The organism is Paraburkholderia phymatum STM815 (assembly GCF_000020045.1).
GTDB classification, from domain to species: Bacteria; Pseudomonadota; Gammaproteobacteria; order Burkholderiales; family Burkholderiaceae; genus Paraburkholderia; species Paraburkholderia phymatum.
The window spans coordinates 850,341-876,031 of sequence record NC_010623.1 but is presented as its reverse complement, the minus strand read 5'-3'; the positions used below and the strand labels follow the sequence as shown (position 1 = coordinate 876,031).

At 62.2% G+C, this 25,691-nt stretch carries 25 protein-coding genes and 1 pseudogene; 14 read left to right on the top strand and 12 right to left on the bottom strand.

Going from position 1 to position 25,691, the window contains the following annotated elements:
* Positions 1 to 40: 40 nt before the first annotated feature.
* The 4 genes from BPHY_RS19680 (at position 41) to BPHY_RS19665 (ending at position 5,426) form a co-directional block, all read left to right on the top strand.
* Positions 41 to 931, top strand: a complete 891-nt coding sequence (locus tag BPHY_RS19680; RefSeq protein WP_012403203.1) for a LysR family transcriptional regulator — start codon at positions 41 to 43, stop codon at positions 929 to 931.
* A 195-nt stretch (positions 932 to 1,126) separates the two neighbouring features.
* Complete coding sequence (locus tag BPHY_RS19675; RefSeq protein WP_012403202.1) at positions 1,127 to 1,324, top strand: DUF3311 domain-containing protein; 198 nt, start codon at positions 1,127 to 1,129, stop codon at positions 1,322 to 1,324.
* Positions 1,321 to 2,796, top strand: coding sequence for a monocarboxylate uptake permease MctP (mctP, locus tag BPHY_RS19670; protein ID WP_012403201.1), 1,476 nt, complete (start codon positions 1,321 to 1,323; stop codon positions 2,794 to 2,796). Before BPHY_RS19675 ends, mctP begins: the two co-directional genes overlap by 4 nt.
* Before the next feature lie 164 nt (positions 2,797 to 2,960).
* On the top strand, positions 2,961 to 5,426 hold the full coding sequence (locus BPHY_RS19665; protein ID WP_012403200.1) for a penicillin-binding protein 1A: 2,466 nt from the start codon (positions 2,961 to 2,963) through the stop codon (positions 5,424 to 5,426).
* Between the two features lie 9 nt (positions 5,427 to 5,435).
* Here BPHY_RS19665 and BPHY_RS19660 read toward each other — a convergent pair whose 3' ends face one another.
* The 3 genes from BPHY_RS19660 to BPHY_RS19650 form a co-directional block, all read right to left on the bottom strand.
* Positions 5,436 to 6,254, bottom strand: coding sequence for a hypothetical protein (locus BPHY_RS19660; protein WP_012403199.1), 819 nt, complete (start codon positions 6,252 to 6,254; stop codon positions 5,436 to 5,438).
* Positions 6,255 to 6,272: 18 nt separating this feature from the next.
* Positions 6,273 to 7,736 carry a metallophosphoesterase family protein gene (locus tag BPHY_RS19655; protein WP_012403198.1) on the bottom strand — a complete coding sequence of 488 codons (1,464 nt, stop codon included), beginning with the start codon at positions 7,734 to 7,736 and terminating at the stop codon, positions 6,273 to 6,275.
* Positions 7,737 to 7,877: 141 nt separating this feature from the next.
* Entirely contained in the window at positions 7,878 to 8,774 is an 897-nt protein-coding gene (locus BPHY_RS19650) for a DUF72 domain-containing protein (protein WP_012403197.1), read from the bottom strand.
* A gap of 371 nt (positions 8,775 to 9,145) precedes the next feature.
* On the opposite strand from BPHY_RS19650, the gene BPHY_RS19645 reads away from it, so the two are divergent.
* The 3 genes from BPHY_RS19645 (at position 9,146) to BPHY_RS19635 (ending at position 11,431) form a co-directional block, all read left to right on the top strand.
* Complete coding sequence (locus BPHY_RS19645; protein WP_041765167.1) at positions 9,146 to 9,454, top strand: hypothetical protein; 309 nt, start codon at positions 9,146 to 9,148, stop codon at positions 9,452 to 9,454.
* Positions 9,455 to 10,309: 855 nt separating this feature from the next.
* Positions 10,310 to 10,564: an H-NS family nucleoid-associated regulatory protein gene (locus tag BPHY_RS19640; RefSeq protein ID WP_012403194.1), complete on the top strand. Its 255-nt coding sequence runs from the start codon at positions 10,310 to 10,312 to the stop codon at positions 10,562 to 10,564.
* Between the two features lie 81 nt (positions 10,565 to 10,645).
* Positions 10,646 to 11,431 carry a class II aldolase/adducin family protein gene (locus tag BPHY_RS19635; RefSeq protein ID WP_012403193.1) on the top strand — a complete coding sequence of 262 codons (786 nt, stop codon included), beginning with the start codon at positions 10,646 to 10,648 and terminating at the stop codon, positions 11,429 to 11,431.
* Between the two features lie 176 nt (positions 11,432 to 11,607).
* Here the strand turns inward: BPHY_RS19635 and pcaG are convergent, their stop codons facing one another.
* On the bottom strand, positions 11,608 to 12,198 hold the full coding sequence (pcaG, locus tag BPHY_RS19630) for a protocatechuate 3,4-dioxygenase subunit alpha (protein ID WP_012403192.1): 591 nt from the start codon (positions 12,196 to 12,198) through the stop codon (positions 11,608 to 11,610).
* 2 nt (positions 12,199 to 12,200) lie between these two features.
* Complete coding sequence (pcaH, locus tag BPHY_RS19625) at positions 12,201 to 12,905, bottom strand: protocatechuate 3,4-dioxygenase subunit beta (protein ID WP_012403191.1); 705 nt, start codon at positions 12,903 to 12,905, stop codon at positions 12,201 to 12,203.
* A 108-nt stretch (positions 12,906 to 13,013) separates the two neighbouring features.
* Between pcaH and pcaQ the strand changes: the two genes are divergently transcribed.
* Together pcaQ and BPHY_RS19615 are read left to right on the top strand one after the other, a co-directional pair.
* Positions 13,014 to 14,123, top strand: a complete 1,110-nt coding sequence (gene pcaQ, locus BPHY_RS19620; RefSeq protein WP_012403190.1) for a pca operon transcription factor PcaQ — start codon at positions 13,014 to 13,016, stop codon at positions 14,121 to 14,123.
* 115 nt (positions 14,124 to 14,238) lie between these two features.
* Positions 14,239 to 15,366: a 4-hydroxyphenylpyruvate dioxygenase family protein gene (locus BPHY_RS19615; protein ID WP_012403189.1), complete on the top strand. Its 1,128-nt coding sequence runs from the start codon at positions 14,239 to 14,241 to the stop codon at positions 15,364 to 15,366.
* Between the two features lie 47 nt (positions 15,367 to 15,413).
* Here the strand turns inward: BPHY_RS19615 and BPHY_RS19610 are convergent, their stop codons facing one another.
* A complete protein-coding gene (locus tag BPHY_RS19610; RefSeq protein ID WP_012403188.1) occupies positions 15,414 to 16,046 on the bottom strand; it encodes a helix-turn-helix domain-containing protein in 633 nt (210 codons plus the stop codon).
* 333 nt (positions 16,047 to 16,379) lie between these two features.
* Between BPHY_RS19610 and amaB the strand changes: the two genes are divergently transcribed.
* Both amaB and BPHY_RS19600 read left to right on the top strand, forming a co-directional pair.
* Positions 16,380 to 17,879, top strand: coding sequence for an L-piperidine-6-carboxylate dehydrogenase (gene amaB / locus BPHY_RS19605; protein ID WP_012403187.1), 1,500 nt, complete (start codon positions 16,380 to 16,382; stop codon positions 17,877 to 17,879).
* 123 nt (positions 17,880 to 18,002) lie between these two features.
* Positions 18,003 to 19,175, top strand: coding sequence for an NAD(P)/FAD-dependent oxidoreductase (locus tag BPHY_RS19600; RefSeq protein WP_012403186.1), 1,173 nt, complete (start codon positions 18,003 to 18,005; stop codon positions 19,173 to 19,175).
* 136 nt (positions 19,176 to 19,311) lie between these two features.
* Here the strand turns inward: BPHY_RS19600 and BPHY_RS19595 are convergent, their stop codons facing one another.
* From BPHY_RS19595 to BPHY_RS41810, 5 genes are all read right to left on the bottom strand, one after another.
* Positions 19,312 to 19,821, bottom strand: coding sequence for a metal-dependent hydrolase (locus BPHY_RS19595; RefSeq protein ID WP_041764412.1), 510 nt, complete (start codon positions 19,819 to 19,821; stop codon positions 19,312 to 19,314).
* 131 nt (positions 19,822 to 19,952) lie between these two features.
* Complete coding sequence (locus tag BPHY_RS19590) at positions 19,953 to 20,291, bottom strand: hypothetical protein (RefSeq protein ID WP_041764410.1); 339 nt, start codon at positions 20,289 to 20,291, stop codon at positions 19,953 to 19,955.
* A gap of 202 nt (positions 20,292 to 20,493) precedes the next feature.
* A complete protein-coding gene (locus BPHY_RS19585) occupies positions 20,494 to 20,916 on the bottom strand; it encodes a hypothetical protein (protein WP_012403183.1) in 423 nt (140 codons plus the stop codon).
* A gap of 272 nt (positions 20,917 to 21,188) precedes the next feature.
* Positions 21,189 to 22,343 carry a porin gene (locus tag BPHY_RS19580; protein WP_012403182.1) on the bottom strand — a complete coding sequence of 385 codons (1,155 nt, stop codon included), beginning with the start codon at positions 22,341 to 22,343 and terminating at the stop codon, positions 21,189 to 21,191.
* A gap of 85 nt (positions 22,344 to 22,428) precedes the next feature.
* Positions 22,429 to 22,692, bottom strand: coding sequence for a hypothetical protein (locus tag BPHY_RS41810; RefSeq protein ID WP_157686647.1), 264 nt, complete (start codon positions 22,690 to 22,692; stop codon positions 22,429 to 22,431).
* A gap of 346 nt (positions 22,693 to 23,038) precedes the next feature.
* Here BPHY_RS41810 and BPHY_RS19575 point away from each other — a divergent pair, with 346 nt between their 5' ends.
* On the top strand, positions 23,039 to 23,542 hold the full coding sequence (locus BPHY_RS19575) for a hypothetical protein (protein ID WP_012403181.1): 504 nt from the start codon (positions 23,039 to 23,041) through the stop codon (positions 23,540 to 23,542).
* A gap of 27 nt (positions 23,543 to 23,569) precedes the next feature.
* Here BPHY_RS19575 and BPHY_RS19570 read toward each other — a convergent pair whose 3' ends face one another.
* Positions 23,570 to 23,998: an HIT family protein gene (locus BPHY_RS19570; RefSeq protein ID WP_012403180.1), complete on the bottom strand. Its 429-nt coding sequence runs from the start codon at positions 23,996 to 23,998 to the stop codon at positions 23,570 to 23,572.
* Positions 23,999 to 24,574: 576 nt separating this feature from the next.
* Between BPHY_RS19570 and BPHY_RS43220 the strand changes: the two genes are divergently transcribed.
* Both BPHY_RS43220 and BPHY_RS43215 read left to right on the top strand, forming a co-directional pair.
* Positions 24,575 to 25,201, top strand: a complete 627-nt coding sequence (locus BPHY_RS43220; RefSeq protein ID WP_052306138.1) for a type VI secretion system baseplate subunit TssF — start codon at positions 24,575 to 24,577, stop codon at positions 25,199 to 25,201.
* Positions 25,202 to 25,373: 172 nt separating this feature from the next.
* Positions 25,374 to 25,670: pseudogene (locus BPHY_RS43215) on the top strand (type VI secretion system baseplate subunit TssF); the annotation flags it as partial.
* Between the last annotated feature and the right edge of the window lie 21 nt (positions 25,671 to 25,691).

The following is a 25,691-nucleotide window of genomic DNA, read 5'->3' as shown; positions in this document are numbered from 1 at the left end:
CATCTGAATTGACAATGAGGCCGAATAGGGGCGAACCGCCATGCAACTGGACGATCTGAAAATCTTCGTCACAACCGTCGACGCACGCAATTTCACGGCGGCGGCCAACCGGCTGCAACTGTCGAAGCAGTTCGTCAGCCGCCGCGTGATGGCGCTCGAAGCAAGCCTCGGCGTGCGGCTGCTGGTGCGAAACACGCGCAAGCTCGCGGTGACGGACCTCGGCTATGAGCTCTACCAGCGCGCGACGCGCATCCTCGGCGAGGTGGAGGACGCGGAGCAGGCGATGACGTCGGGCCGTTCGGACCCGCGTGGGCTGTTGCGCGTCAGCGCGCCGATGTCGTTTGGGATGATCCATTTGTCGCCCCTCGTCGCCGCGTTTCTGCGCGCCAATCCCGACGTGCGGGTGGACATGGAGTTGAGCGATCGCGTCGTCGATGTGGTCGGCGAGGGCTTCGACATGGCGCTGCGCATCGGCACGCTGGCGGACTCGACGCTGATTGCGCAGAAGCTCGCTGAGATACGCATGGTTGCGTGTTGCAGTCCCGCGTATCGCAAGGCGCGCCGTCCGCCCGCGACGCCCGGCGATCTCGCGCGTCACGCGTGCCTGCTCTATGGACAGGAAGGGCGCAGCGGTTGGGAGTACATGGTGGACGGCGCGAGCAGGACAATCGAAGTACATGGCCCGCTGCGCGTGAACAATGGCGAAGTGATCCGCGACGCGGCTATAGCAGGGCTTGGCATTGCGCGTCTGCCGGAGTTCATCGTCGCCGAAGCGCTCGCGAGCGGCAAGCTCGTCGAAGTGCTCGGCGATTTCGTCTCGCCTCCGTTGACGCTCTATGCGGTGTATCCGCAGCACCGTCAGGCTTCCATCACGATACGCGCGTTCACGCAGTTCTTACGCGACCGCTTCGTCAAGGCGATACGTCGCTAAAGGAACCTCGCGACGAAACGGTCGAAGCCGCCAGGCGCCCTCCACATTAGCCTGTTACCGCGCCAGCAGCGATAAAAGTTTTCGCACATAATGCGCGTACCTTGGCGGGCGCCAGCGTGAATATGCACGCGCGCGCATATTTGCCGCGCGCACCGGCAAGGCGGATTCAATCAGATAGACCAAAGAGGGACAATCGTGGAACCTACCGAACCGGCCGGCCGTTCATGGCTCTGGCTCATCTTGCTGATCCCCTATATCGCGTTGCTGTGGCTGCCTTTCTATAACGACACACGCCCTTCATTCGCTGGCTTTCCATTCTTTTACTGGTATCAGTTTCTGTGGGTTCCGCTCACGTCGCTGCTGATCTACGCCGTGTACCGGGGCATCAAATGAGCGACCTGAATCCTGTTAACCCGGTCGCGATGACCGTCTTCATCGCCTTCTTCGTGCTCGTCACCGTGCTGGGTTTCATCGCTGCGCGCTGGAAAGCGGGCGACCTGACGCAACTGCACGAATGGGGCCTCGGCGGCCGTCAATTCGGCACGGTCATTTCGTGGTTCCTCGTCGGCGGCGATTTCTATACGGCCTATACGGTGATCGCCGTGCCCGCGCTGGTCTATTCCGTCGGCGCGTATGGCTTCTTCGCGTTGCCTTATACGATCATCGTGTATCCGTTCGTGTTCGCGGTCATGCCCAAGCTATGGAAGATCGCGCATGCGAAGAACCACATCACGGCAGCTGACTACGTGCACGGCGAATACGGCGGCAAGTGGTTTCCCGCAGCTGTCGCGTTGACGGGCATCGTCGCGACAATGCCGTATATCGCGCTGCAGCTGGTCGGCATGCAGGTGGTGATCAAAGGGCTCGGGGTGTCGGGCGAAGCGCCGCTGATCATCGCGTTCATCATCCTCGCGCTCTATACGTATACCAGCGGACTGCGTGCGCCCGCGATGATCGCGTTCGTCAAGGACATCATGATCTATATCGTCGTGATCGCGGCGATATGGCTGATTCCCGTGAAGCTCGGCGGCTATGGTCACGTGTTCGATGCGGCCGACCAGTACTTCCAGGCGAAGGGCGGCGCGACGGGCATCATCCTCAAGCCGACGCAATTCACCGCGTATGCATCGCTTGCACTGGGTTCGGCGCTTGCGGCCTTCATGTATCCGCACACGATGACGGCCGTGCTGTCGTCTTCGTCGGCGAAGACCGTGCGCAAGAACGCGATCTTCCTGCCCGCGTACACGCTGCTGCTCGGCCTGATCGCGCTGCTCGGCTATATGGCGATTGCCGCCGGCGTGCACGTGAAGTCGGCGTCCGACATCGTGCCGGCGCTGTTCGGCACGCTGTTCCCATCCTGGTTCGTCGGCTTCGCGGCAGCGGCCATTGCGATCAGCGCGCTGGTGCCCGCTGCGATCATGTCGATCGGCGCAGCGAACCTGTTTACGCGCAACCTGTGGCGTCCGCTCGTTTCGCCGAATATGGGTTCCGCTCAGGAAGCGTCGACGGCGAAGATCGTGTCGCTCGTCGTGAAGTTCGGCGCGCTGCTGTTTATCGTGTTCCTGCCGACACAGTACGCGATCGACCTGCAACTGCTGGGCGGCGTGTGGATTCTGCAGATCTTCCCGGCTATCGTGTTCTCACTGTACACGCGGCGTCTGAACACACCGGGCCTGTTCCTCGGCTGGCTGGTGGGCATCGTCGTCGGCACCGGGCTCGCGATTTCGCAGGGCCTCAAGCCCGTGTTTGCGCTGCATGTCGGCGCTTCGACGTGGCCGCTCTATATTGGCCTGATTGCGCTCGTCGTGAATATCGTCGTGACGTTCATCGTTTCGATGACCACGCCGAAGCGCGTGCACGCCTGATGGCGCGTTAACCGTATGCATCGGCCGAGTTTGTCTGCGCAAGCGGCGCGGGACCGGCCGATTTTTTTGGCGGTGACGCAATTGCGTGCCCGATTCTTGCAAAACGCCTGTACGTCCGCGCTGTTTTGGTAGGATGCAGCCTTTTCTGCCGATGGTGCGTTAGCGTGAGACAGTCAGTACTGTCGTTTTTCCGGGAAATATCCGCGAGGGCGTGGGACCACGCGAAGCCGCAGGTGACGAGCGCGTTGCAACGTTTGCGCCGTCCAACGTGGCGCGGCGTCGCGTTGTCGGTCGCCGCCATTCCCGCACTCGTGGTGCTTTATGTGCTGATCCTGATTCCGTTCACGCCGGGCATCGGGGACATCCGCAAGGCGAAGATCGAGCAGCCCGCGCAGATCTATTCGGCGGACGGCAAGCTGCTTGCCGAATTCAAGCCGACCAACCGCGTGTGGGTGAAGCTCTCTGACATCTCGCCGCACGTCGTCGACGCATTGATCTCCACTGAAGATCACCGCTTCTACGAGCATCACGGCATCGACTTCAAACGCACGGCGGGGGCAGCGCTGCATACGTTCTCGGGCGACCGTCAGGGCGGTTCGACGATCACGCAGCAGCTTGCACGCAATCTGTATCCCGACGACATCGGCCGCGCGCCTACTCTCACGCGCAAGATCAAGGAAGCGATCACGGCGTTCAAGATCGAAGCCATTTATACGAAGGGCGAGATTCTCGAAACGTATCTGAACACGGTGCCGTTCCTCTATAACGCGTACGGCATCGAAATGGCGGCGCGCACCTATTTCGACAAGTCGGCCGACGACCTCAGCGTGCTTGAAAGCGCGACGCTGATCGGCATGCTGAAGGGCAACAGCTATTACAACCCCGTGATCAATCCCGAGCGCGCGCTGGACCGCCGCAATATCGTGCTTGGTCAGATGGTGAAATACGGGCGTCTTTCGCAGGCGCAATTCAATTCGCTGAAGGGCAAAGCGTTGCGCGTCGATTTCGAGCGGCAAACCGAGCCGCCCGGTCCCGCGCCCCATTTCGCGCAGCAATTGAAGAAGTGGCTTATCGCATGGGCCGACGCGCACGATTACAACATCTATGCCGACGGACTCGTCGTGCGCACGACGATCGATGCGCGTCTGCAAACGATGGCGACGCAGGCGCTGACGTTCCAGGGCAATCAGCTGCAGTCGATCGCGAATGCGGCGTGGAATGCCCGCAGCGCATGCTCGGGCCATAAAGACGTGTTCGACGCGTTCATTCGTGAGACGCCCGAATACCGTAGCGCGAAAGACTCGGGCATGAGTGATGGAGATGCGCTCAAGCATCTGAGCGCCGATCGCGGGTTCATGAAGACGCTGTGCGATAGCAAGACGCGCGTGCAGGCCGCGTTCGTCGCGATGGACCCGCGCGATGGCGCGATCAAGGCGTGGGTGGGCAGCCGCGATTTCGCGCAGGACCCGTACGATCACGTATCGCAGGCGCGCCGCCAGCCGGGCTCGACGTTCAAGCCGTTCGTCTATGGCGCGGCCTTCGAGCAAGGTGCAAAGCCCGACGACACGTTCCCCGATCAGGCTGTCGAAATCCCGCTGGCTGGCGGTGAAATCTGGCGGCCCAGCGACGAAGACGCGCCGAGCGGCCGTCCCATCACGTTGCGCGACGGCCTTGCGTATTCGCGCAACCGCATCACGGCACAATTGATGGAGTCGGTCGGTCCCGCGAAGGTCGCGCGGCTCGCGCGCGCGATGGGCGTGCGCGACAGCCACCTGGACGCGGTGCCTTCGCTGGCCCTGGGCACGAGCCCTGTGACGTTGAAGGAGATGGTGTCGTCGTACGGCACGATCGCCAACGAAGGCGCGTACGTCGCGCCGATGCTCGTCACACGGATCGAAGACCGCAAGGGCGAAGTACTCGCCGAGTTTCAGCCGGCGCACGCCGATCGCGTGATGCCCGCCGCGAGCGCGCAGACCTTGCTCGACGTGATGCGCTCGGTCGTCAACAAGGGAACGGGCTCGGCCATTCGGACGCGTTTCGGCATCCGCGCCGATGTCGCCGGCAAGACGGGCACGACGCAGGACAATGCGGACGGCTGGTTCATCCTCATGCATCCGCAGCTCGTCGCGGGCGCGTGGATCGGCTTCAACGACAGCCGTGTGACGCTGCGCAGCGATTACTGGGGGCAGGGCGCGCACAGCGCGCTGCCGATCGTCGGCGATTTCTTTCAGCGTTCGCTGCGCTCGCGGCTGATCGACCCGCGCGTGAAGTTCGCGCAAGAGCCGCCGCCCGGCATGTTCGATACGCTGCGGATGAAGCTGCGCGCGTGGATGCAGTATCTGTTCACGTCGTCGAGCAAGCCGGAGACGCCTGCGCCAGCGCCGCGCCCGAAGCCTCGTTCTGCACCCGCGCCAGCTGCGTCGGCCGTGGAGAATGCCTCTCCCGTTGCAGAGGCGTCTGCGCCGACCGACATCGAGCCGCCGCAGATCGTTTCGCCGGCTGCTTCGCAGCCGCCTATCCTGCCGTCGCCGGGCGAAGCGAGCGCGCCTGCGGCTGCGAATAGTGAAGCGCCTGCGTTTGCATCGACGCCTGCGGCAAATCCCGCCAGCACACCCGCATCAGAGCCTTGATGCCGAAGCTCACTTCTTCGCCTCGCGCTTCGGTTTCGAACGAGAAGTGGGCGACCGGGCGGGCGCCGAAGGCTCGGCGATCGGATACGTGTGCGGCGTGAAAAAACGTCCGATCGGCTCCCGCCCATTGAACTTCTCGAAGTACTCATGCCAATAGTTCGCGGCGGCCCATATCGCTTCCGGACATGAAGCTCTCGATTCGAGCCCCGGCGTCAGATCGAAATTCGCAGCGGCGCAGACGGTTTCGATCATGCACGTCGACGGCAAGCCGTAGTTGTCGTGCAGCGGATTGGGCGTGCGTGCCGCGCCCCACGCATAGGCGAGCCAGCGCAGCACATGCTCGAGCGCATCGAGTGTCGCGCGCGACTGTTCGAAGCTCGACACCTTGTCAAGCACCTTCGCTTGAGGAACGGGAAGTGCGACGACGGCGATATTCGGGAAGCGCGCCGTGTCGTCGAAGTCGGTCAAAGGCCGCGCGACCACGCCATTGACGCGCGCCGCAAACGCAGGCCCTTCCGGTTGATGCAGCGGCACGTGCAGCGCCTCCGCGTTTTTAAGCGTGGCGCCGTCAAGCCGCACGAGTATCGATTCAGACCAGAAGGACGGCAGCATGTCGGGCCGGAGATGCGATTGCGCAATGCGCACGCGAAACGCGAGCGTATCGCTGCCGCCCAGCAGCACGACGTATGTCCATTCGTCGGGTCCGCCTGCCTGCATGTCGCGCACAGCGCGCTCGCCCCAGGCCGTATTGCTCTCGCCGTCCTTGCGGTCGAACGGCGTGAACTGCGGATTTGCTTGCGTGGTGGTCGATCGAACGATCTTCAGCATGCCTTTGCCTCGTCTTAGCTAGCGTGCGCGCAGTTCGAAGCGCGTCGTGGATACCGATTGGGAAAGCGCCTTGTCGCTGGAAATGCCGTAGTACGCGACCTGCATGTCGACGCCGCTGCCCACGCGCGTGAACGACAGGATCGCGACCTGATCGCCGCGCCGGCCGAACTCCTGCTGCAGCGCGAAGCGGTGATTCAGTCCGAAGCGATCGGGCACGTCTTCGGGATCGGCGTGGCGCGGCCATGCGCTGCCGCCGCCGAAGATACCCTTGACCGAATTGGCGGCTTCCTTCGCGGTGTCGAGAAATGGCGTGCGAATCAGGCGCGACGGCGAGGCGATCACTTCGTAGAGCGTCGCGTCCGTCTGAAGGTCGTGACCGGACGCGACGCGACCCCAGTGCACATCGCCCGTGATGTAGGCGATCGGGATGCCGTTATCCGCGAGCCGGCCAATGGTTGTTTGCAGCACGTCGAATTGCGCGTAGTTCGGCATTTCGGCATCGAAGGTCTTCTTGCGCCAGTTGCTCTCGGGCGGTTCGATGAAGAGCGCTTGCCCCGAAGCGAGCAGGCCGACCGCGGGTTGGCCTGCGGCGTGCGCGTCGATGAGATCCCTTTCCCATTTCTGTATCTCGGCCACGGCTTTAGGGCCCATCAGCGAGCCGAACGTGCTGTCGCGATCGCAGCGCATATCGACGAACAGCATCTTCAACGGTTCGACGTCGAGCCGGACCGCACCACCCGCGCCACCGGGCGCGCCGCCGATCTGATAGTCCTCGTACAGCGCGCGTGCCGTTTCGCCGAGCAGCCGGCGCGACGCATCCGTCCATGTATCGGGCAGCTGTTTTTGCGCAAACGGGTAGTTGTTCCAGAACTCGTGGTCGTCGGGAATGCATACGACGGGCGCGCGCTCCAGCACCGATTGCAACCCCGGCACACGCAGCGCGCCGGAGAGCCAGTTAAGGTAGTACTTGTTGGCGAGCAGCCGCGCGCGGTCCGGGTTCTGATCGGGCACGCGTTGGGTGAGCGGCAGGTCCAGATACACCTGGTCGCCCGCGAGCACGGTCAGATGCGGTTGCACCTTGATCTGCGAGACGATGGTGCCGAGCAGCCCGTCGATATCTTCCGGCTGCGAATAGCACGACGACAGCAGGATGTTGAAGCTCCCGTCCATCAGCGTCGGCACTTCCTTGGGCAACGACATGCTCGCGAATTCGAACTGTTCACCGCCTGCGTCGATGCGGATCTGGCGCGGCCGCGATTCGTCCGGCACCTTGAAGCGCATCACGCACTGGTGATTGATCGGCTGGCCCGCGTCGTCGACGCTGAAATCCCGAATCGGAAAAAACTGCGGCGGGTCGACAGGCGCAACCGCTTGCCGGTCGATGAAAACCTGGGGCACGGGCGCCACAGCCGCGCCGAACATGCCGATCCAAAGCTGCAGCAAGCCAGGCTGGCTGGCTTGCGCATAGGCCGTCAATCGCATCGGCGCCCCTTGGCGTTGTTGTTGGCGAGCGTCATCGTCGTTATGGTCTTATGAAAGCTGTTTGTATGATTGAATAAGACGAGGCTAGTCGATGCAAACTGAATTTCAACCCTGAAAACGCGTGATGCGGGGTGCAGGCGCTTAAGCGAAGCGTTCCTGCTGCAGAATGCGCATCATCGAATGGGCGTTGCGTTGCGCGGCGTCTTCGAAGCAATTGTTGAAGACCACATGCGTGCGGCCTGCGCGTTTCGCGATCTCTCGCACGGGCACCGCGATTTCTTCCAGCTCGCGGTCCGTATAGTCGTAGTTGAAGCGGGCCGCGGCCGTCGTGCTGCCGCTCCACGTCTCTGCATTGCGCCCATGCATGCGCACGATCACCAGTTCCGCCGACGTCGCCTCCCAGACGGTATGCGCGCGGTTCGTCACGTCTGGCGCGTCCATCACCACATGCACGAGGCTGTGCTCGCGTTCGAATGCGAGCGTCGCTTCACGATGTCTGTCGTCGAACCAGTTGGCGTTGCGGAATTCAAAGGCCGTCAAATACGGTGTCATGCGGTCCGCGCAGTGCTGCACGTGCGCCTTGTCGCGCGGCGCGGTGGACATCCACGGCGCGAACTGGAACAGCACGGCGCCTAGCTTGCCCGCTGCGCGCAGCGGTTCGAGCGCCTCGAAGAAGCGCCGCCACATTTCATCGACGATATCGGGCGGCACGTCACGGTAGTACAGATTGCGTTTGCCGTTCTGTGGAAGCAATGGCTGGATATCCGGCGGGAAGAACTTGCGCTCTGTCTGATGCCCGGTGAAAAGCCGGAATGCCTTCACGTTGAACGTGAAGTGCTGCGGCGTGCGCTCGGCCCATTGCGCACTGATGGCAGCCGTCGGCATCGCGTAGTACGACGCGTCCACCTCGACCATCGGAAACTGGCTTGCATAGAAGCGCAGGCGCGCTTCCGCGGTCGAGCAGCCCTTCGGATAAAAGCGGCCGGATTTGATGAGCGTGGCGTCCGTCCACGACGCGGTCCCGACTTCGATCGACATGGCTATATTCCGTGCGAGTCAGTGCGGTCATCCTACTGCATGTGCGGCGCGCGCATCTTCAGGCGGGCACGCGCGGCATTGGTGCAAACCCGGGTTCAGGATTTTTCCGCACGACCGTTATCGAAAATGGAAGCCATTCGAAGATGCAGTCATTCTCGTGCGCGGGTTGTCACGCGGCGGTCGGCGACGCAGAGTACATCCGGGCAATTGCCGTGCGGGGGGCGCTGGTTTTCGAATGGGTCCGTCGCTGTGCGGCCCCCGGGCCGCGTTCAGCGCCCGTCCGCCCTTGGGGCGCGTCTGTTGAACGCGTGAGCTTCGTCTAACCAGATTTAAAGTGCTACGATGCCTGGGTGAGGACGATGGAGGTGGAAATGGCAACCTATGCTATCGATGCCGTACGCATTAACCCTATGACTGACCGCGTCACCCACGTCCGTTGGGCTCTCGTCAATCCAAAAACGAATGAATGGCTCTCGCCGCACGAAATCGTCGAAGTGGCGGACGTCGTGACGGCAATTCATGCGGGCAATGCGGTGTGGTCGCTCTTCACGCTGGGCGGGATGCAATTGCTAGGCCCCAAGATCAAGACGGTGGCCCATGCCGATGGTCACGACGGAATCGATACCGATGTGCCCGATGGCCACGTTGAAAAATTCATCGACGATCTGCCGCGCGTCTGACCGCTTCAGGCGCACGGTGTTCTGAGGGCATTGGCCCAATTTCCGGCAGCGTGTGGCTAGCGTTGCACGCCGGTGCTGCGCGCCCGGCACCGCGCGTTACGGCTTTGCACAAAACGCTTGCGCGTTTGATTTGGCATTCAGGCGCTACATGCTTTTCCTGCGGTCGATAACAGGCGCTGCGCTTCTGGACGGGCTCAACGCGCGTCAGGGCGTGCGTTGTCATTTGCAGAAGGCCATCGACCTGCGCGACCCGCTACCCTCGAACCCATACCGCACGACGGCCAGACGATTGGCCAACCGTTGTTCCGCGGCAATATCGGCATGAAGACTTGTCTGAACATGGACGCGAATGCTAAGGAAATCACCGCGCATTGCCGCCAATTGCTCGCCGGATTCAAATTGCCTAAAGCAGCTTTCTTTTGTGAATTACCGAAAACTTCGACCGTCAAAGATTCAGACATTCGACTTGTGCGCGCGTGAAGCCGTTCAGCGCGATCGATCAGGCGTTGGGAAAAGTAGCATGCTTATGGTGCGCGACGTTGCGCGACTGGCGCAAACGTAGAGCCCACGCCGCTTTCCGCACATATCGAAGCAGGACTGCGGCGCGCGAACACGCAAAGGGATGCTAGAATCGACAAGGTCAGGGAAGCGACCTTGGTTCTCAAGGTCGATGGCGAAATTTCTGGTACGCACCATGCGGGTTTTCGCCGCCATTCAATCCGTCTATTAGCGCCGAGATCTTCCGCCGGCAGAAATGGGTGGATGCGTATTTAAGCTTTGCTGCAAGTGCGAAGCCTTTAATCTATTTAGCGCGTGCTTATTGGGCAGCGTCATTCGAACCGTTATCGGCACGTTATGAAAGAGCGAGAGGAACATCGGACGCTCGACCTCGACGGTCAAGCGCGTGAGCGGCTGATCCTGTGGATCCGTCGCCGTATGGAGGAGTTCGGCATTACGCCCGAAGCACTCGAAGCGGCGCTGATTGCCGACGCTGCCGTGCCGAAATATCGCGACGCATTCGGCCACGAGTGGGACGGTACGGGCGACCGTCCCGACTGGCTCACGCGTGCTATCAATGCCGGTCAGGACATCGAGCATTTTCGCGTCTGAGCGCTGCATTCGCCGAGGCTTGCATTAAAGCTTCTGTTTCCCGTTTCGACACCGCGCGACTGTTTTCACGGAGACACTGTCATGTCCAACGCGACTGCGCCATCTGCCGGCTACAGCAGTGAAGAATGGACGACGCGCTGCGAGCTTGCCGCGCTGTATCGGCTCGTCGCGCATTTCCGCATGACGGATCTGATCGATACGCACATCACCGCACGCGTGGCCGGGCCCGCTCATCACTTTCTGATTAACCGCTATGGCGTGCTCTTTCACGAAATGCGCGCGTCGGATCTTGTGAAGATCGATAGCGACGGACGCGTCGTCGAACCAGCAAACACAATTGCCGCCGATCCGAAGCGCTTTCGCGTGAATGCGGCTGGCTTCACGATTCACTCGGCTGTGCACATGGCGCGGCCCGACATGCGCTTCGTGATTCACACGCATACGTCGGCAGGATCGGCCGTGTCGGCGCAAAAGCAAGGCTTGCTGCCCATCAGCCAGCACGCGCTGAAATTCTACGGCGCGCTCGCGTATCACGACTACGAAGGCATTGCGCTCGATCTCGGCGAGCGTGAACGGCTCGTGGCCGATCTGGGTCCGCACAACGCGATGATTTTGCGCAATCACGGACTGCTGGCGGGCGGCACTTCGGCGGCAACCGCGTTTCAGGAAATCTACTTTCTCGAGCGCGCATGCCAGATCCAGATCGATGCACTCGCGGGCAATGCGGAATTGACACTGCCGCCCGAGCATGTGCGAAAGCTGACCGCGAGCCAGTTCGCGCGCGACGACGAAGCTGGGATCGCGGAACTCGCGTGGGAAGCAGCGCTGCGGCTGATCGACAACACCGTTTCCGATTACCGAAGCTGAGCCGGACGCCGCCCGCTAGAGGGGGGCGAAAAAAAGCCCGCGTCGAAGCGGGCATCCAAGTACTGCTCGGAGTTTCATTGCGCGATTTGATTCGCGCAACGCATCCTAACGCGTATCTGTGAACCGGCGATGAACCTATGCATCAATGCATTCCCGGTTTATCGCCGTGCGGCACATCACAGGTCGAAGAACACCGTTTCGTTCGGCCCTTGCATGTGAATGTCGAAGCGATACACGGCATTGCCGGCGTTCGTTTCGCGCCTGGCGACAAGCGTCGCGCGGCGCTCGGCGGGCACGCTTGCGAGCACGGGGTCTTTGGCGTTCGCAGCGGCTTCGTCGTCGAAATACACACGGGTGAAGGTATGCAGCAGCATGCCGCGCATCGTGACGATTACGTTCAGGTGCGGCGCTTCGTCGGGCGATGCACGGCCCGGTTTCACCGTTTCGAAGATGAAGCGCTTCTGCGGATCCGTGCCGGTGCCAAAGCGTGCGAACCCGCGAAAGCCCGTCTTCGCCACTTCTTCGCGCGATGCTGGATAGCGGCCTTCGCTGTCCACCTGCTGCACTTCGATCATCGCGTCGCCGATGACGGCGCCGTCGCCGTCAAACACCTGGCCGAGCACGGTGATGTGCTCGCCGGCTGCCTCACGATCCGCCAGCACGCCCGAAAACAGGCTCTTCAGGTCGAAGTTGTATTGCTGGGGGCACAGGCCGTAAGCGAAGTACGGTCCGACCGTTTGCGAAGGGGTTTGCTTAAGTGCCGTCATGATTAGCGCTCCATCGGGGTTTCGTTCGGACCGCGCAGCACGATGTCGAATTCGTAGCCGAGCGCGTAGTTCTCTTCCGTCACGTCGAGCGTGAAGCGTGAAATCAGACGGTCACGTGCGCCTTCCGGCGTGCCCTGGAAGATCGGGTCGTACTGGAGCAGCGGATCGCCGGGGAAGTACATCTGCGTGACGAGACGCGAGCCGAAATAGTCGCCGAACAGCGAGAAGTGGATGTGATTCGGACGCCATGCATTCGGATGATTGCCCCACGGATAGGCGCCGGGCTTGATCGTCATGAAGCGGTAGCGGCCTTCGTTATCGGTCAGGCAGCGGCCCGCGCCGAGGAAGTTCGGGTCGAGCGGCGCGTCGTGCTGGTCGTTCTTGTGCACATAGCGGCCGGCGGCGTTCGCCTGCCACACTTCCACCAGCGTGTTGCGCACCGGGCGGCCGCCTTCGTCGAGCACGCGGCCCGTGACGATGATGCGCTCGCCGAGCGGCTCGCCGTTCTTTACGGCATTGCGCGTCAGGTCGTTGTCGAGCGCGCCGAGATCTTCCGCGCCGTAGACGGGCACGCGCTGGTCGCGCAGGCGCTCTTTCAGCGGGATCAGCGGACGCGTCGGGCCGCGCTTGACGGACGATCCATACGGGGCATGGACATAGGCGGGGTGCGAATCGAAGTCGCGCGGACTCAGAATGGAATCGTCCATCAGATGTCTCCTTGGGGATTCGTTTATGGGTAGTGGATGACGTGACTTTATAGAAGCGAAGAAGTTATGCAAAATGACGTTTTTTCGTATCTCGTATAACGTTACGTTATGCAACGCAGCCTCGCGGACAGCCGCGTCAAATTCCGGCATCTCCAATGCTTTCTGGCTGTCGCGCAGTTCGGCGGCGTGCAGAAGGCTGCCGAAAGCCTGTCGATCACGCAGCCTGCCGTGTCGAAGACGGTCGCCGAACTCGAAGAGATTCTCGGCGTGCGCCTGTTCGAGCGCGGCCGGCATGGGGCGGTGCCGACGCGCGAAGGGCAACTCTTCATGCCGCACGCGAGCGCCTGCGTGAGCGCGCTGCGCCAGGGTGTCGATCTGCTCGCGCGGGTCGAGGGCGAGACGGCCGCGACGCTCGACATCGGTGTGCTGCCGACCGTCGCCACTTCGCTCGTGCCGCCCGCGATGCGGCTCTTCGGCGAGCACTGGCCCAACGCGATCGTGCGCCTCAAGACGGGTTCGAATACCGAGTTGCTGGAGCGCCTGAAAGCGGGCTCGATCGAATTTGCCGTCGGCCGATTGGCCGATCCCGAGCGGATGGTCGGCCTCACATTCGAGCAGCTATACAGTGCGCCGCTGATCGCCGTCGTGCGTGCCGGGCATCCGCTGGCCGCGGGCGGGACGTCGCCGGCCACGCAGCTGCTCGACTTTTGCGTTGTCGTGCCGCCCTACGGCACATTGATCCGGCAGTCGGCGGAAGGTCTGTTGCGCGCGTGGGCGGTGCCGCCGCTGTCGTCGTTCGTCGAAGTCCTGTCGGTGTCCGTCGGGCGCGCGCTCGCGCTCGAGAACGATGCAGTGTGGTTCGTGCCGCGCAGCGCGATCGAGTATGAACTGGCGCATGGCTTGCTGACCCCGTTGCCGTTGCCCGTCGCTGGCACCGAGGAACCCGTGGGGCTGATTCTTCGCTCGGATACGCAGCCTACGCCAGTCGGCCGCGCGCTGATCGAGGCCGTGCGCAAGGTCGCGCGTGAGCGCCTCGCTCGCGACGTGCAGGCGCGAGCCGAAGAAGGGCAGCGCGCCTTCGGGAAGACCGCGAAAACCCACGCGAAGCGTGACGCCGTCAAACGCTCGCCACGCGACGCGAGCAATGACAGCGGTGCAGGCACGAACGCGGTAGCCCGCAAGGCTTCGAGCGCGTCGCGCCGGAAAGTGCATCTTTGAACCGAATGGTACAAAATTGAGGTTGCGCGAGGGGCGCCGCGCGGTGTAAAACACGGTGCGCGGCGGCCGATCCGTTTGTCTGCCGAGTCGAAATAGCACGATCATGGAGATGCACATGCCCAGCGACCTGCCGACCCCCAACGACGCGCTCAAGGCCGTCGCGGACCCGGAGCACAACCCGCTCGGCACAGCCGGCATCGAGTTCGTCGAATTCGCGGCGCGTCACCCGCAGATGCTGGCGGAGACGTTCGTGAAGCTCGGCTTCAAGCCGATCGCGCGCCATATCAGCAAGGACGTGACGCTGTTCCGTCAGGCCGACATGAATTTCCTGCTCAATGCCGAGCCGGATTCGTTCGCCGAGCGTTACGCGGAAGAATATGGCGTGGGCATTTGCGCAATCGGCATTCGCGTCGCCGATGCACAACGCGCTTACGATCGCGCCATCGAACTCGGCGCGTGGTCGTTCGAAGGCGAGCGCCTCGGCAAGGGCGAACTCGTGATCCCCGCCATTCAGGGCATCGGCGACTCGCACATTTACTTCATCGACCGCTGGCGCGGGCGCGGCGGCCAGAAGGGCGGCCTGGGCGACATCTCGATCTTCGACATCGACTTTCGTCCGATCGAAGTCAGCACCGCGCAAGCCGATCTGAGCCACGCGGGCACGGGTCTCGTCGCCGTCGATCATCTGACGCAAACGGTCGGCGCAGGCCGCATGCAGGAGTGGATCGACTTCTATCGCGAGCTGCTCAATTTCCGCGAGATTCATGAACTGCACGCGAATTGGCATGTGTCGGCGGAATCGCGTGTGATGGTGTCGCCGTGCGGCGCGATCCGCATTCCCCTCTACGAGGAAGGCACGCGCCGCACGAGCCTGATGCACGAGTATCTGCCCGATCATCCCGGCGAAGGCGTGCAGCACATCGCGCTCGCGACCGACGACATCTTCGCGTGCACCGATCAGCTGCTTGCCAACGGCATCGAACTGGTCGAGCCGCCGCCCGCGTATTACGAGCAGATCGACGCTCGCTTGCCGGGACATGGGCTCGATATCGAGCGCCTGAAGCGCGGACGGATTCTCGTGGACGGCGAGATCGGCGCAGACGGCGTGCCGCTTCTGTTTTTCCAGACCTTTGTGCTGCGACGAGAAGGGGACATCTTCTTCGAGATCGTGCAGCGCGAGGGTCATCACGGTTTCGGCGAGGGCAATCTCAGCGCACTGGCGCAGGCGCGCTCGGCCGCATAAGAAAAAGGCCTGAATTCAGGCCTTTTTCTTCAATGGTGTTACTTCGCTTATTTCTTCGACGTATGGCCGCCGCCGCCCGCATGCGGTAGATCGGCATTCGTCGCCATCCACAGGACTTCCGCGTCTTCTTCACTCGTCGAGACGGCTGCATGCCCCGTCCGGCTGTCGAAGTAGAGGCTGTCGCCCGCGTTCAGATGCGTCGGCGCGTATAGCTCCGAATACAGGCACACGCTGCCGCTGATCACATACAGAAACTCCTCGCCTTCATGGCGGCCCCAATCGTCGAACGCGTCGAGCGTGTGCGCGGTGATGCGAATGCGGAACGGCAGCATCGCCTTGTGTGCGAGGTCCGTCGCCAGCAGTTCCATCTGATAGCCGCGATATGCGTGACGCTGGCCCGCGTCCTTGCGCGTGAGCGCGCGCCGGCCGCTCGCATTGAGTTTCGGCGTCGAGCCGAACAGTTCGCCCAGATCGATCTTCAAACCGACGACGATTTTCTGCAGCACGTCGAAGGTCGGCGACATCAGGCCGTTTTCGACCTTGGACAGCGTGGAGCGCGACACGCCGCACAAACGGCTGGCTGTTTCGAGCGTCAGATCGTGCGCGAGCCGCGCGGCGCGCACGCGCCGGCCGAGGTCCGACGTCGAGGATTCGGGCAACTTGGTGAGCGAGGTATCCATGCGTTTGAATGACTGTGCGGCGAGAGGCGGGCGTGGTGCCTAGAGTGTTTCCGATCATAACATCCGGCGGCTGGCGGGTGGCCGCAGGAGGTGCCGGGAGCACTCCCGGTCCGTCTATTTCCGATCTGAAACGAACATCAACAGTGTGCACGACGACATGTCGCATTGGGAAGGCTCGCCCGCAGGAACGCGGGAAAACCCTTGTATCGCCGCGTTTTTAAGGCGTTGCCCGATAGCGCAAATTCATGTCGCGGCGCCGCTTGTCGCCATAAATGACGGCGTGTATAGTTTCCGCACTTACTTTAGTTTCGTATCGGAAATAAGGGAATCAAGATGAACGCATCGAGCATCCTTGCCGATCTCGGCATTGCAGACGCAGCACAAGCGGGCGACATCGCGGTGCACTCGCCCATCACGGGCGAACTCATCGGCCGCGTGGCCAGCCAGACGGCGGCGGACGTCGATACGGTGCTGGCGAATGCCCGGCAGGCCTTCGAGCAGTGGCGCAACGTGCCCGCGCCGCGCCGCGGCGAACTCGTGCGTCTGCTCGGCCAGCGTCTGCGCGAGAAGAAGCAGGCGCTCGGCAGCATCATCACGCTGGAGACGGGCAAGATCCTTCAGGAGGGCCTTGGCGAAGTGCAGGAAATGATCGACATCTGCGACTTCGCGGTCGGCCTGTCGCGCCAGCTGTACGGCCTTACCATCGCCTCGGAGCGCCCCGGCCACCGGATGGCCGAATCGTGGCATCCGATGGGCACCTGCGTCGTGATCTCGGCATTCAATTTCCCGGCGGCCGTGTGGTCGTGGAATGCGGCGCTCGCGCTGGTGTGCGGCAACGCCGTCGTGTGGAAACCGTCGGAGAAAACGCCGCTGACGGCGCTCGCGGTCAACCAGATCCTCAACGAAGCGCTGAAGGAATTCGGCGATGCGCCCGCAGGCTTGACGGCCGTCGTCAACGGCGGACGTGACGTCGGTGCGAAACTTGTCGCGGACCCGCGTGCGTCGATCGTCAGTGCGACGGGCAGCACAGAAATGGGCCGCACGGTCGGCGTCGAGGTGGCGAAGCGCTTCGGCCGCTCGCTGCTCGAACTCGGCGGCAATAACGCAGGCATCGTCACCCAGACGGCAGATCGGGAACTCGCGCTGCGCGGCATTTTGTTCTCCGCGGTCGGTACGGCGGGGCAGCGCTGCACGTCGCTGCGCCGTCTGTTCGTGCATGAAAGCGTCTATGAGCAGACCGTCGAGCGCCTGAAGCAGTTGTACGCGAAGGTGCCGATCGGCAATCCGCTCGAAAAGGGCACGCTGATGGGGCCGCTGATCGACAAGCAGTCGTTTGCACGCATGCAGGAAGCGCTGCAGCAGGCAACGGCCGAAGGCGGCAAGGTGACGGGCGGCGAGCGCGTCGAAGTGAAGGGCTACGAGAACGGCTATTACGTGCGCCCGGCGCTCGTCGAAATGCCGTCGCAAACGGCCGTCGTATTGAAAGAGACATTCGCGCCGATTCTCTACGTGCTGCGCTACAAGGACTTTGACGACGCCATCGCCGCGAACAACGCGGCGCATCACGGGCTGTCGTCGTGCGTGTTCACGACCGATCTGCGCGAAGCCGAGCGCTTCACATCGGACTCGGGCAGCGATTGCGGCATCGCGAACGTGAACATCGGGCCGAGCGGCGCGGAAATCGGCGGCGCGTTCGGCGGCGAGAAGGAGACGGGCGGCGGCCGCGAGTCCGGTTCGGATGCGTGGAAGGCATACATGCGCCGCGCGACGAATACCGTCAACTATTCGTCGGCGCTGCCGCTTGCACAGGGCATCGACTTCAATCTGGGCTGATACTTCGGCGCGGCGCGGCCGGCCCCGTGTGCCGCCGCGCGCCGCGTAACCCGCGTTTCAATTTTTGCTTTTCAACCTGTCGTGGACCCCCGGTCCGCCGACCCGCTTCGCCTGGAGTGGCCTGTGAGTTCGAAAGTCGTCGTTGTCGGTGGAGGCGTGATCGGCAGTTCGATCGCGTATTTCTTGCGTCTGTCGGACCCGAGCGTCAGTGTCACGGTAATCGAACGCGATCCGACCTACGCGCGCTCGTCGTCGGCGTTGTCGGCGGCGTCGATCCGGCAGCAGTTCTCCACACCGTTGTCGATCCAGATGTCGCTGTACGGCATCGAGTTCTTGCGAACGATCGGCGAGCGGCTCGAAATCAACGGCGCCAAGCCTTCCATCGATCTTCACGAAGGCGGCTATCTGTTTCTCGCGACGCCGTCAGGCGAAGCGACGCTGCGAGAGAATCACGCGCTGCAAAAGCAGCTCGGCGCGGACATCACATTGCTCGACAGGCCGGAATTGGCTGCGCGTTTTCCGTGGCTCAACACGGACGACCTGAGCGCGGGCGCATTCGGCGAAACGGGCGAAGGATGGTTCGACGGCTACGGGCTGGTGCAGGCATTGCGCAAGAAAGCGCAAGCGCTGGGCGCGCGCTACGTCGCCGACGATGTGACGGCGCTGCATCGCGAAGGGCGGCGCATCACGCACGTCGCGACCGCGAGTGGCGAGACGTTCGCGTGCGATGTCGTGGTGAATGCGGCGGGCGCGTGGGCGCGGCGGGTGGCGGGGATGGCGGGCATCGAGTTGCCCGTGTATGCGCGGCGCCGCAGCATCTTCAACGTAAGTTCGCCGGCGAAGCTCGGCCCATGTCCGCTGCTGATCGATCCCACGGGCGTGTATTTCCGCCCCGAGGGCACGTCGTTCATTTGCGGCACGTCGCCTTCGCCGGACAACGATCCCGACGATCTTCCCCTCGACGAAGTGGATCACGCGCTATTCGACGACGTGATCTGGCCGACGCTCGCGCACCGCGTGCCGCAGTTCGAAGCGCTGCGTGTCGAACATTGCTGGTCGGGCTATTACGAGTACAACGTGCTGGATCAGAACGCGATCATCGGCCATCACCCGGATGTCGACAATTGCATTTTCGCCAATGGTTTCAGCGGCCACGGATTACAGCAGGGACCCGCAACCGGGCGTGGCGTCAGCGAACTCGTCTTGCATGGACGCTACCTGACGCTCGATCTTTCGTCGCTCGCCTTTGCGCGGGTGCTGGAAAACCGGCCGATCGTCGAGAAGAACGTAGTGTGAGGTAAGCCGCGCGTCAGCTTTCGACGCGCTCGTGTTGCGAATCGACGGTACGCTGTAGGCGGTTGCGCGCCTTATACGAATATGTGGCAGTCCTACGGATAGTTATACCCGAGCGAAGAATGCGGCGTACAGGCAGCTAGAGCAACTGCCGCAACAAGGCGATAGGCGCCACGCCGTGCATCCAGACGCGCGAGACGACGAACCACGCGCCTGCCCACGAAGCGGCGACGACGATCAGATCGCAATGCCCGCTGTTCCATAGATTCAGCGAATGTCGCCCAATAAGCCAAGGCACGCCGAGCGGATTCGGCCAGTCGGCCAGCAGATGCATCACGCCGCCGCACGCGAAGCCGAAAGCGACAGCAGCCGCAGGATGATGCGCCATCGCGTGCCATGAGAAGAACAGCGCCGCGAGCCAGCCGATGCCCCAGTGCGTCGCCGTGCGATGTGTGATCCATAGACGCTTCCTGCGCGACCACCATGCCACTTCGAGCCAGTCGGGCGCGGTCGCGCCCAAGATGCTCGCCACGAACGCGAGCCATGCCCACACGTGCAATGGACCGTGCGATCCATAACGGGTCGCCAGTGCTGCCGAGATGACGCCGGCCGCCCAGCCCGTCGCGTGATGTGCCTTGCTCGATGCCATTGATGTCGCGCGTCGACGAGCGGCGCGATGAAATGCGGGGGCGGCCATCTTCGCAGAAGCGCAGGCGAAAAAATAGCCCGCGAAATACGCGGGCCGTGACTGCAGGTATGGCGGTTACGAAGACTTACACATCAGGTCGCGCAACGCGCAATGGCAAAGCGCATTTCTTCTTCCGGCGGATCATCGCCCGTGCCACGCACGACCTTGATCACCGATCCGCGACCCGAAGGCGTCAGCGTAATGAAATACGATCCATTCGAAGAAGAGCCGATGGTCAGATCGGTGACACCGTTGTTCCTCGACACGTGCACGCGCGACAGACGGCTGTCGAGGCAACGCGCGATGTCGGACGCAGGCCGCGCCGACGATGCGTACACCATCGGTTCGGCAGAGGCGCTGGACTCGGGGCCGCGCGACGAACCGCACGCGGCGAGAATGGCAAGGGGAGCGAGAAGGATAAGTCGTTTCATGGTTGTGTCATCCGCGTCTGCGTGCTGCTTGAAACGTGAGCGCAAGGCTATACGACGGAGCCACTTGCGCCGCAACGTTTGTCTGTCGAATGCACTGTCAACAAATGCAAATTCGACTCTTGCAAGTATTACAGACGCGAGCCGGATATGCATGTGCATCGTGTTAGAAATTAATTCGATGCAGATCGTGGCACGCAGTCGGCTAGAAGGCATTCCTATATGCGAGGCCGACCGTCGCGCGGTGCGCGTCGCGGTGATACATGATCGCCCAGTGCGTCAGCGCCGCGCCCGTCAGTGCGCCCAGCGCGTCGGCTGCAAGATCTTTGTATGAAAAGCCGTCCGTGCTGCAGGTCCCGTCGATCACTTCCTTCGCGAAGCCCGGCACGGCGCCGATCAGCGTGCCGTAAATGATGGGATGCTGCGTGTCGCGCGCGATGTACGCGCCGAGCGCGCCGAACGGTGCGGAGACGCCGAAGTGCTCCAGCTTGTCCGTACCCGTCCAACCGTCCGATGTCTGCATGCGAAAACCGCTGTGCGTGCCGGTGCATTCACTCGCTGCGTGCGCGGCCGAACCCGCGGCCAGCATCAGCGCGAGCGCCGCTGCCTGTCTGAGAATTGTCGTCATATGCTCTCCGGTGTTGTGGTGGTTCGCGCCTGTTCTGTCAGAAAAATCCGGCGCGTGTGAGCATTTAACGACAGATTCCCTTATGTTCATTAGTAAAGCGAAATAAAAGTGTCAACGAATGTGTCGATATACACGGGCATCGCTGCTTTGGGCAAAAAGAAACGCGCGCGTGCTGGATGCACGCGCGCGTTAGGTGTTGCGCTGCGTCGCCTGGACGCCTCGGACGGGCGGTCCGGACCGCCACGCCCGACCGTCGTCGGCCGGCGAAAGCTTTAGAAGCGGTGACGCAGGCCGACTGCGACAGCCGTCTGATTTTGCGTCGACGACGGCGTCAGCGTATTGATCGATGCCACGTTCGCACCGAAGTTGCCGAGTTCGCCCGAAGCGTGCTGATAGACGCCTTCCAGGTAGACGTCCGTGCGCTTGCTCAGCGAGTAGTCGCCTTGCAGCGAAACCGTGTGCCACTTCGGCGAGCCGTCGCCGTTCGAGCCCGACACCTTGCCGTCCGTGAACGTGTACGCAGCGGCCAGGGCCAGCGCCGGCGTCAACGCGTAGCGGCCGTTGATTTCGTAGTTGTCCATGTGCAGGTTCGTGCCCGACAGGCCGTTGATGAACGTGCCGCCGACATTCGCGCTTTGCAGGTTGTCGAGTTGCGTGTGCGTCCAGAGCAGGCCGACGGTCGCGGGACCGTACGTGTAGTTCGCGCCCACGCCGTAGGTGCGCTGCGTTTGTGCGGCCAGTTGCGCTGCGCCGTTCGCGCCCGACGAGATCGCGCCGCCCGTGTTGTTGCTGCCCGCGTTGTTCAGTTGCAGGTAAGCAGCAGCGACGTTCAACGGGCCGTTCTTGTACGAAGCGCCTGCGCTCCATGCCCGGTTGTCCGCAAAGCCGTTCGCTTCGTTCGAGAAGCCGTACAGGCCGCCGAATTGCAGGCCCGCGTAGTTCGCGCTCGTGTACTTGACCGCGTTCTTGATCGAGAACGAGTTGTCGAGGTTGTCGTTGTCGAACGGGTGCCCGGCCAGGTTGTTGCCGTAGCCCGAACCTGCTGCCGACAGCGGCGCGAGATAGTCGACCATCGAGTCATATTGACGGCCGAGGGTCAGCGTGCCGAACTGGTTGCTTTGCAGGCCGACGTACGCCTGACGGTTGAACAGCGTGTTGCTTTCCTTGAGGCTGCCGTTGTTGAGGTTGAAGCCGTTCTCCAACGTGAAGATGGCGTGCAGGCCGTTACCGAGGTCTTCACTGCCGCGCAGGCCGAAGTACGTGTCCGACACCGTGCCGCTGCCTTGCTGCCAGTTGCTGTGGCCAGCCTGGTTGTTCGTGTAGACGAGACCGGCGTCCAGCGTGCCGTACAAGGTGACGCTGCTTTGCGCGTGAGCCGATGCTGCGAATGCGCCGAGAATGCCCGCGACGATAAAAGTTTTTTTCATGCTTTGTAACTCCGAGACTTTGCGTGGAGATCGCAATACAGAACACGCGCCTGCAATGCGTGCCGTCGATCCGGAGCGAAGTTTATTACGGGTAATTGCCTGCTTGCTTTCGCCTGACGCAACAATGCTTTCCAGAAAGCGGAATAGATGGATTAATGCTGATAAGTATTTTGCTTTTAAAGGTTTTTTCGAGTTTGGCAGTCACTGCAAGAGAGGGTGTCAATTGTCGCATTGTTGCGACAATGCGACGGTAGCTGCGCTGATTCAAGCGGGTTAGCCCGCCGGAAGCCGTTTTCGCCGTCGTCCGCAAGGCCTGATTCATGCGATTTTTGGAAAGGTACTGTTCCATTCCTTGGTCTCGCTGAAGCCGGGTAAGGCTAATAGAATTCGCGTTGCCCCTTTGACCGAGGGTTGTCTTTTTTCATCTGTTTTTCAGCGGCCTTCGGGCCGCTTTTTTTTTGCTTTATTACAATGCGAGCCGTTTCCATCGATATATCGCAATAGACTCTTTCTTAACTCGATATCCAATTAGATTGAACTTTTTTTCTTATTGGTCCCGTAGTTGACCTTGCCTTGTCCGTTCGTGATAGGCGGCGCTCGGCGCGGGATTCAGGACGGCGCGCGCGGGTAAAATGCGGGCTTTCGTGCCGCAGCCCTGAAGCCGCGGTGCCCGATGAACTGGGATGTACTCCGCAATGACCGACATGCTTCTCTCAGAACCCGACGCCGGTAACGCGTCCGAAGCCGTACACGAAGACCGCCTGTGGGCCGACAACGGCTGGACCGCGCGCGTCATCAAAAACGAAGACGACGACGGCTGGGCTGTCGAGATGATCAAGGACGGGGAGGCTGAACCCGCACTGGTGGGCCCGTGGACGATGGGCCGCGACAAGAAAAATCCGAAACCGCTGGATGTCGGCGCGTTCAACACGCTCGTGAAAACGGCATCGGAAGTCTTGCGCCGGCATGAGCAACAACTGCATGCGCAATTGCACAAGCGGATGTCTGTGGAATCCGGCGACGGCACGGTCGAGGTGACGTTCGACATCGTGCCGGACGAAGACGATCCCTACGCGTTGCTCACCGCCTTCGACGCGTTCGGCGAACAGCTCGCGCAAGTGAAAGTCGCGCCGACCTTCAAGTTCAGCAGGGCGAGCGCGGCGTCATGGGTCGACAACGAATTCCGCCGCCCCGGCTGACGCCGCTTCGTCGTTTGCAGTGGCGGCTCAGGCGGACCGGTTCAGTTCCGCTTTGATGCGCTCGGCCAGCACGCGCAGTTCTTCGATGTCGGCGCGCTCGGCAGCGTGAATCTTGAGCGGAATGCCGTCGTGGCGCGGAATCACGTGGAAGTGCACGTGCGGCACGGTCTGGCCGGAAGCCGCGCCGTTCAGCTGCGCGATCATCATGCCGGGCGGGTTCAGCGCGGCCTTGACGGCAATCGCGATCTTGCGCGTCGTGCGGATCGCGGCCGCTGCCGCGTCTTCGGACAATTCGAAGAGTTCGGCGGCGGCCTCTTTCGGTAGTACGAGCACGTGGCCTTCGGCCTGCGGCATGATGTCCATCAGCGCGACGGTATGCTCGTCTTCGTAGATGCGGATGGATGGCAATTCGTCACGCAGGATGCGGGCAAACGGGTTCTGCTGATCGTAGGGCATGCGAGGCTCCGGTGGTCAGTCGCATTGGCCCCGCTTGGGAGGCCGTTCATGAAGGCTACGGAGATTTTAGCCGACGCGCTTTCGCCGGATGGCTCGACTGCACGCAACCGTCGTTGCACCAATCGGCAACGCGGCCCGTTCTTCCTTTCGCGGCAGACACTTGCGTGAGGTGTGCTCAGGTTGTGCACATCCTTGCTAACAAAAATTGTGGATAACCGCGCTTCATGCCCGGCCCTTGTTCGTCCGTTCTGCGCCCGCCGACCGGAACGGCGCATAGCGTGCCGGTTCTCGCGGTACTGAGCGTACTTCCGTCTGGCGTAGACCCTGCCGGTCCGGCATGAAAGAGACGTGTCGGTGACAGCTTCTCAACAGCGTGCAGACTATCGTCCGGTTCGTCCGGCTGGTGTGCCCCGAGTCTCGTAATCCTAACTTGCCGAACCGCCCGGCGCGAGCCCGCACGCCATTCGCCGGTGCGGGCAATTTTCGAATTTTTCTTATAGTCTGACGGCGCCGAAGCTGCTGCAATAGCGGCCAGCCGTGCTGGCTGCGTAAATAAATCAGGATAACGAAGGACATATGATGCCCCCCGAATTTCCCGATTACTACGTGAAGGAGCTTCGCTACATCGAGGAGTCGGTCAGGGTATCCGGGATTGAACACGCGAAGATCGGGACGCGGCTCGGCATTCAGGCGGGCGATATCGGGGACCACTATGTCCAGCAGCTGGCCCAGTCATTCGCCTTCGTCGCCGCCGGCACGCGGATGGGCATTGACCGGTTCGGGCTTGAGGTTGCCCTGCGCAAGCTGGAAGGCCTCGCTGTCAACCATGCCGCGCCGCTGCCGTCGCTGGGCGTGGCGCGATTCGAGCCCGATGCGAAAGGTGCGCACAGCCCGCAGGGACTGATGCTGCCGCGCGGCACAAGGCTGAACATGACCGAAGGCGGAGAGGGGCACACGGAGTGTGTGTTCCTCACCACCCAGCCGGTCAGGTTGCGGCCGGTTGCGATCACGCAGGTGAAGCCAGGCATTCCCGCGCTCTACCCCTATCTTCACAGCGGTCAGGACGTGTCGCGGATACGGGGCGCGCTGCGGCTGCGCTTCGCCACCCTCAACGGGACGCCATTTAACAGGTTCGATGGACTGACCGCCTGCCGGTGTACCTGTGTGGCGAAGAGCGGATGGCTTAGCAGCTTTTCGAGCTGATCCACACCAGCGTGATCGGCATGATCATGGGCGTCCCGGGCGGATTCGAAGCGGGCGAACTGCACGGCATGACCCGGCCAGGCATGCCGCAGATGCGCGTGGTGTACGAGGGGCTGGAACCCGATGAAAGCCTGCTGCGTCCGTTTTGCCGAAGTGGCATGGACACCGGCTCGTGCATGACTTCTTTGCGTTGCAGGGCAGGTTCTGGTTCTTCACGCTCACGGGCCTGGCTGCGGGCCTGACGCGCATCGACGGTCCCGAGGTCGAGGTCGTGCTGCTGCTCTCGCGTGAGTCGGCGATGCTGGACCAGCGGATTGATGTGCAGGATTTCGGTCTGTATTGCACGCCCGTCGTGAACCTGTTTGCCGCGAAGACCGGACGAGCCGTCATCGACCCGAAGGAGCGTGAACGCAGGCTCACGCCAGTTGTGAACAAGTCCGCCGATTTCGAAGTGCATTCGGTCGATCTGGTCTATGGACAGGTAGACGAG

Excerpts from the sequence above, each read along its gene's own strand:
- BPHY_RS19680 (WP_012403203.1), top strand. The coding sequence starts at position 41 with ATGCAACTGGACGATCTGAAAATCTTCGTCACAACCGTCGACGCACGC.
- mctP (WP_012403201.1), top strand. The coding sequence starts at position 1,321 with ATGAGCGACCTGAATCCTGTTAACCCGGTCGCGATGACCGTCTTCATC.
- BPHY_RS19660 (WP_012403199.1), bottom strand. The coding sequence starts at position 6,254 with ATGCTGAAGATCGTTCGATCGACCACCACGCAAGCAAATCCGCAGTTC.
- BPHY_RS19655 (WP_012403198.1), bottom strand. The coding sequence starts at position 7,736 with ATGCGATTGACGGCCTATGCGCAAGCCAGCCAGCCTGGCTTGCTGCAG.
- BPHY_RS19650 (WP_012403197.1), bottom strand. The coding sequence starts at position 8,774 with ATGTCGATCGAAGTCGGGACCGCGTCGTGGACGGACGCCACGCTCATC.
- BPHY_RS19645 (WP_041765167.1), top strand. The coding sequence starts at position 9,146 with ATGGCAACCTATGCTATCGATGCCGTACGCATTAACCCTATGACTGAC.
- BPHY_RS19640 (WP_012403194.1), top strand. The coding sequence starts at position 10,310 with ATGAAAGAGCGAGAGGAACATCGGACGCTCGACCTCGACGGTCAAGCG.
- BPHY_RS19635 (WP_012403193.1), top strand. The coding sequence starts at position 10,646 with ATGTCCAACGCGACTGCGCCATCTGCCGGCTACAGCAGTGAAGAATGG.
- pcaG (WP_012403192.1), bottom strand. The coding sequence starts at position 12,198 with ATGACGGCACTTAAGCAAACCCCTTCGCAAACGGTCGGACCGTACTTC.
- pcaH (WP_012403191.1), bottom strand. The coding sequence starts at position 12,905 with ATGGACGATTCCATTCTGAGTCCGCGCGACTTCGATTCGCACCCCGCC.
- pcaQ (WP_012403190.1), top strand. The coding sequence starts at position 13,014 with ATGCAACGCAGCCTCGCGGACAGCCGCGTCAAATTCCGGCATCTCCAA.
- BPHY_RS19615 (WP_012403189.1), top strand. The coding sequence starts at position 14,239 with ATGCCCAGCGACCTGCCGACCCCCAACGACGCGCTCAAGGCCGTCGCG.
- BPHY_RS19610 (WP_012403188.1), bottom strand. The coding sequence starts at position 16,046 with ATGGATACCTCGCTCACCAAGTTGCCCGAATCCTCGACGTCGGACCTC.
- amaB (WP_012403187.1), top strand. The coding sequence starts at position 16,380 with ATGAACGCATCGAGCATCCTTGCCGATCTCGGCATTGCAGACGCAGCA.
- BPHY_RS19595 (WP_041764412.1), bottom strand. The coding sequence starts at position 19,821 with ATGGCATCGAGCAAGGCACATCACGCGACGGGCTGGGCGGCCGGCGTC.
- BPHY_RS19590 (WP_041764410.1), bottom strand. The coding sequence starts at position 20,291 with ATGAAACGACTTATCCTTCTCGCTCCCCTTGCCATTCTCGCCGCGTGC.
- BPHY_RS19585 (WP_012403183.1), bottom strand. The coding sequence starts at position 20,916 with ATGACGACAATTCTCAGACAGGCAGCGGCGCTCGCGCTGATGCTGGCC.
- BPHY_RS19580 (WP_012403182.1), bottom strand. The coding sequence starts at position 22,343 with ATGAAAAAAACTTTTATCGTCGCGGGCATTCTCGGCGCATTCGCAGCA.
- BPHY_RS41810 (WP_157686647.1), bottom strand. The coding sequence starts at position 22,692 with ATGGAACAGTACCTTTCCAAAAATCGCATGAATCAGGCCTTGCGGACG.
- BPHY_RS19575 (WP_012403181.1), top strand. The coding sequence starts at position 23,039 with ATGACCGACATGCTTCTCTCAGAACCCGACGCCGGTAACGCGTCCGAA.
- BPHY_RS19570 (WP_012403180.1), bottom strand. The coding sequence starts at position 23,998 with ATGCCCTACGATCAGCAGAACCCGTTTGCCCGCATCCTGCGTGACGAA.
- BPHY_RS43220 (WP_052306138.1), top strand. The coding sequence starts at position 24,575 with ATGATGCCCCCCGAATTTCCCGATTACTACGTGAAGGAGCTTCGCTAC.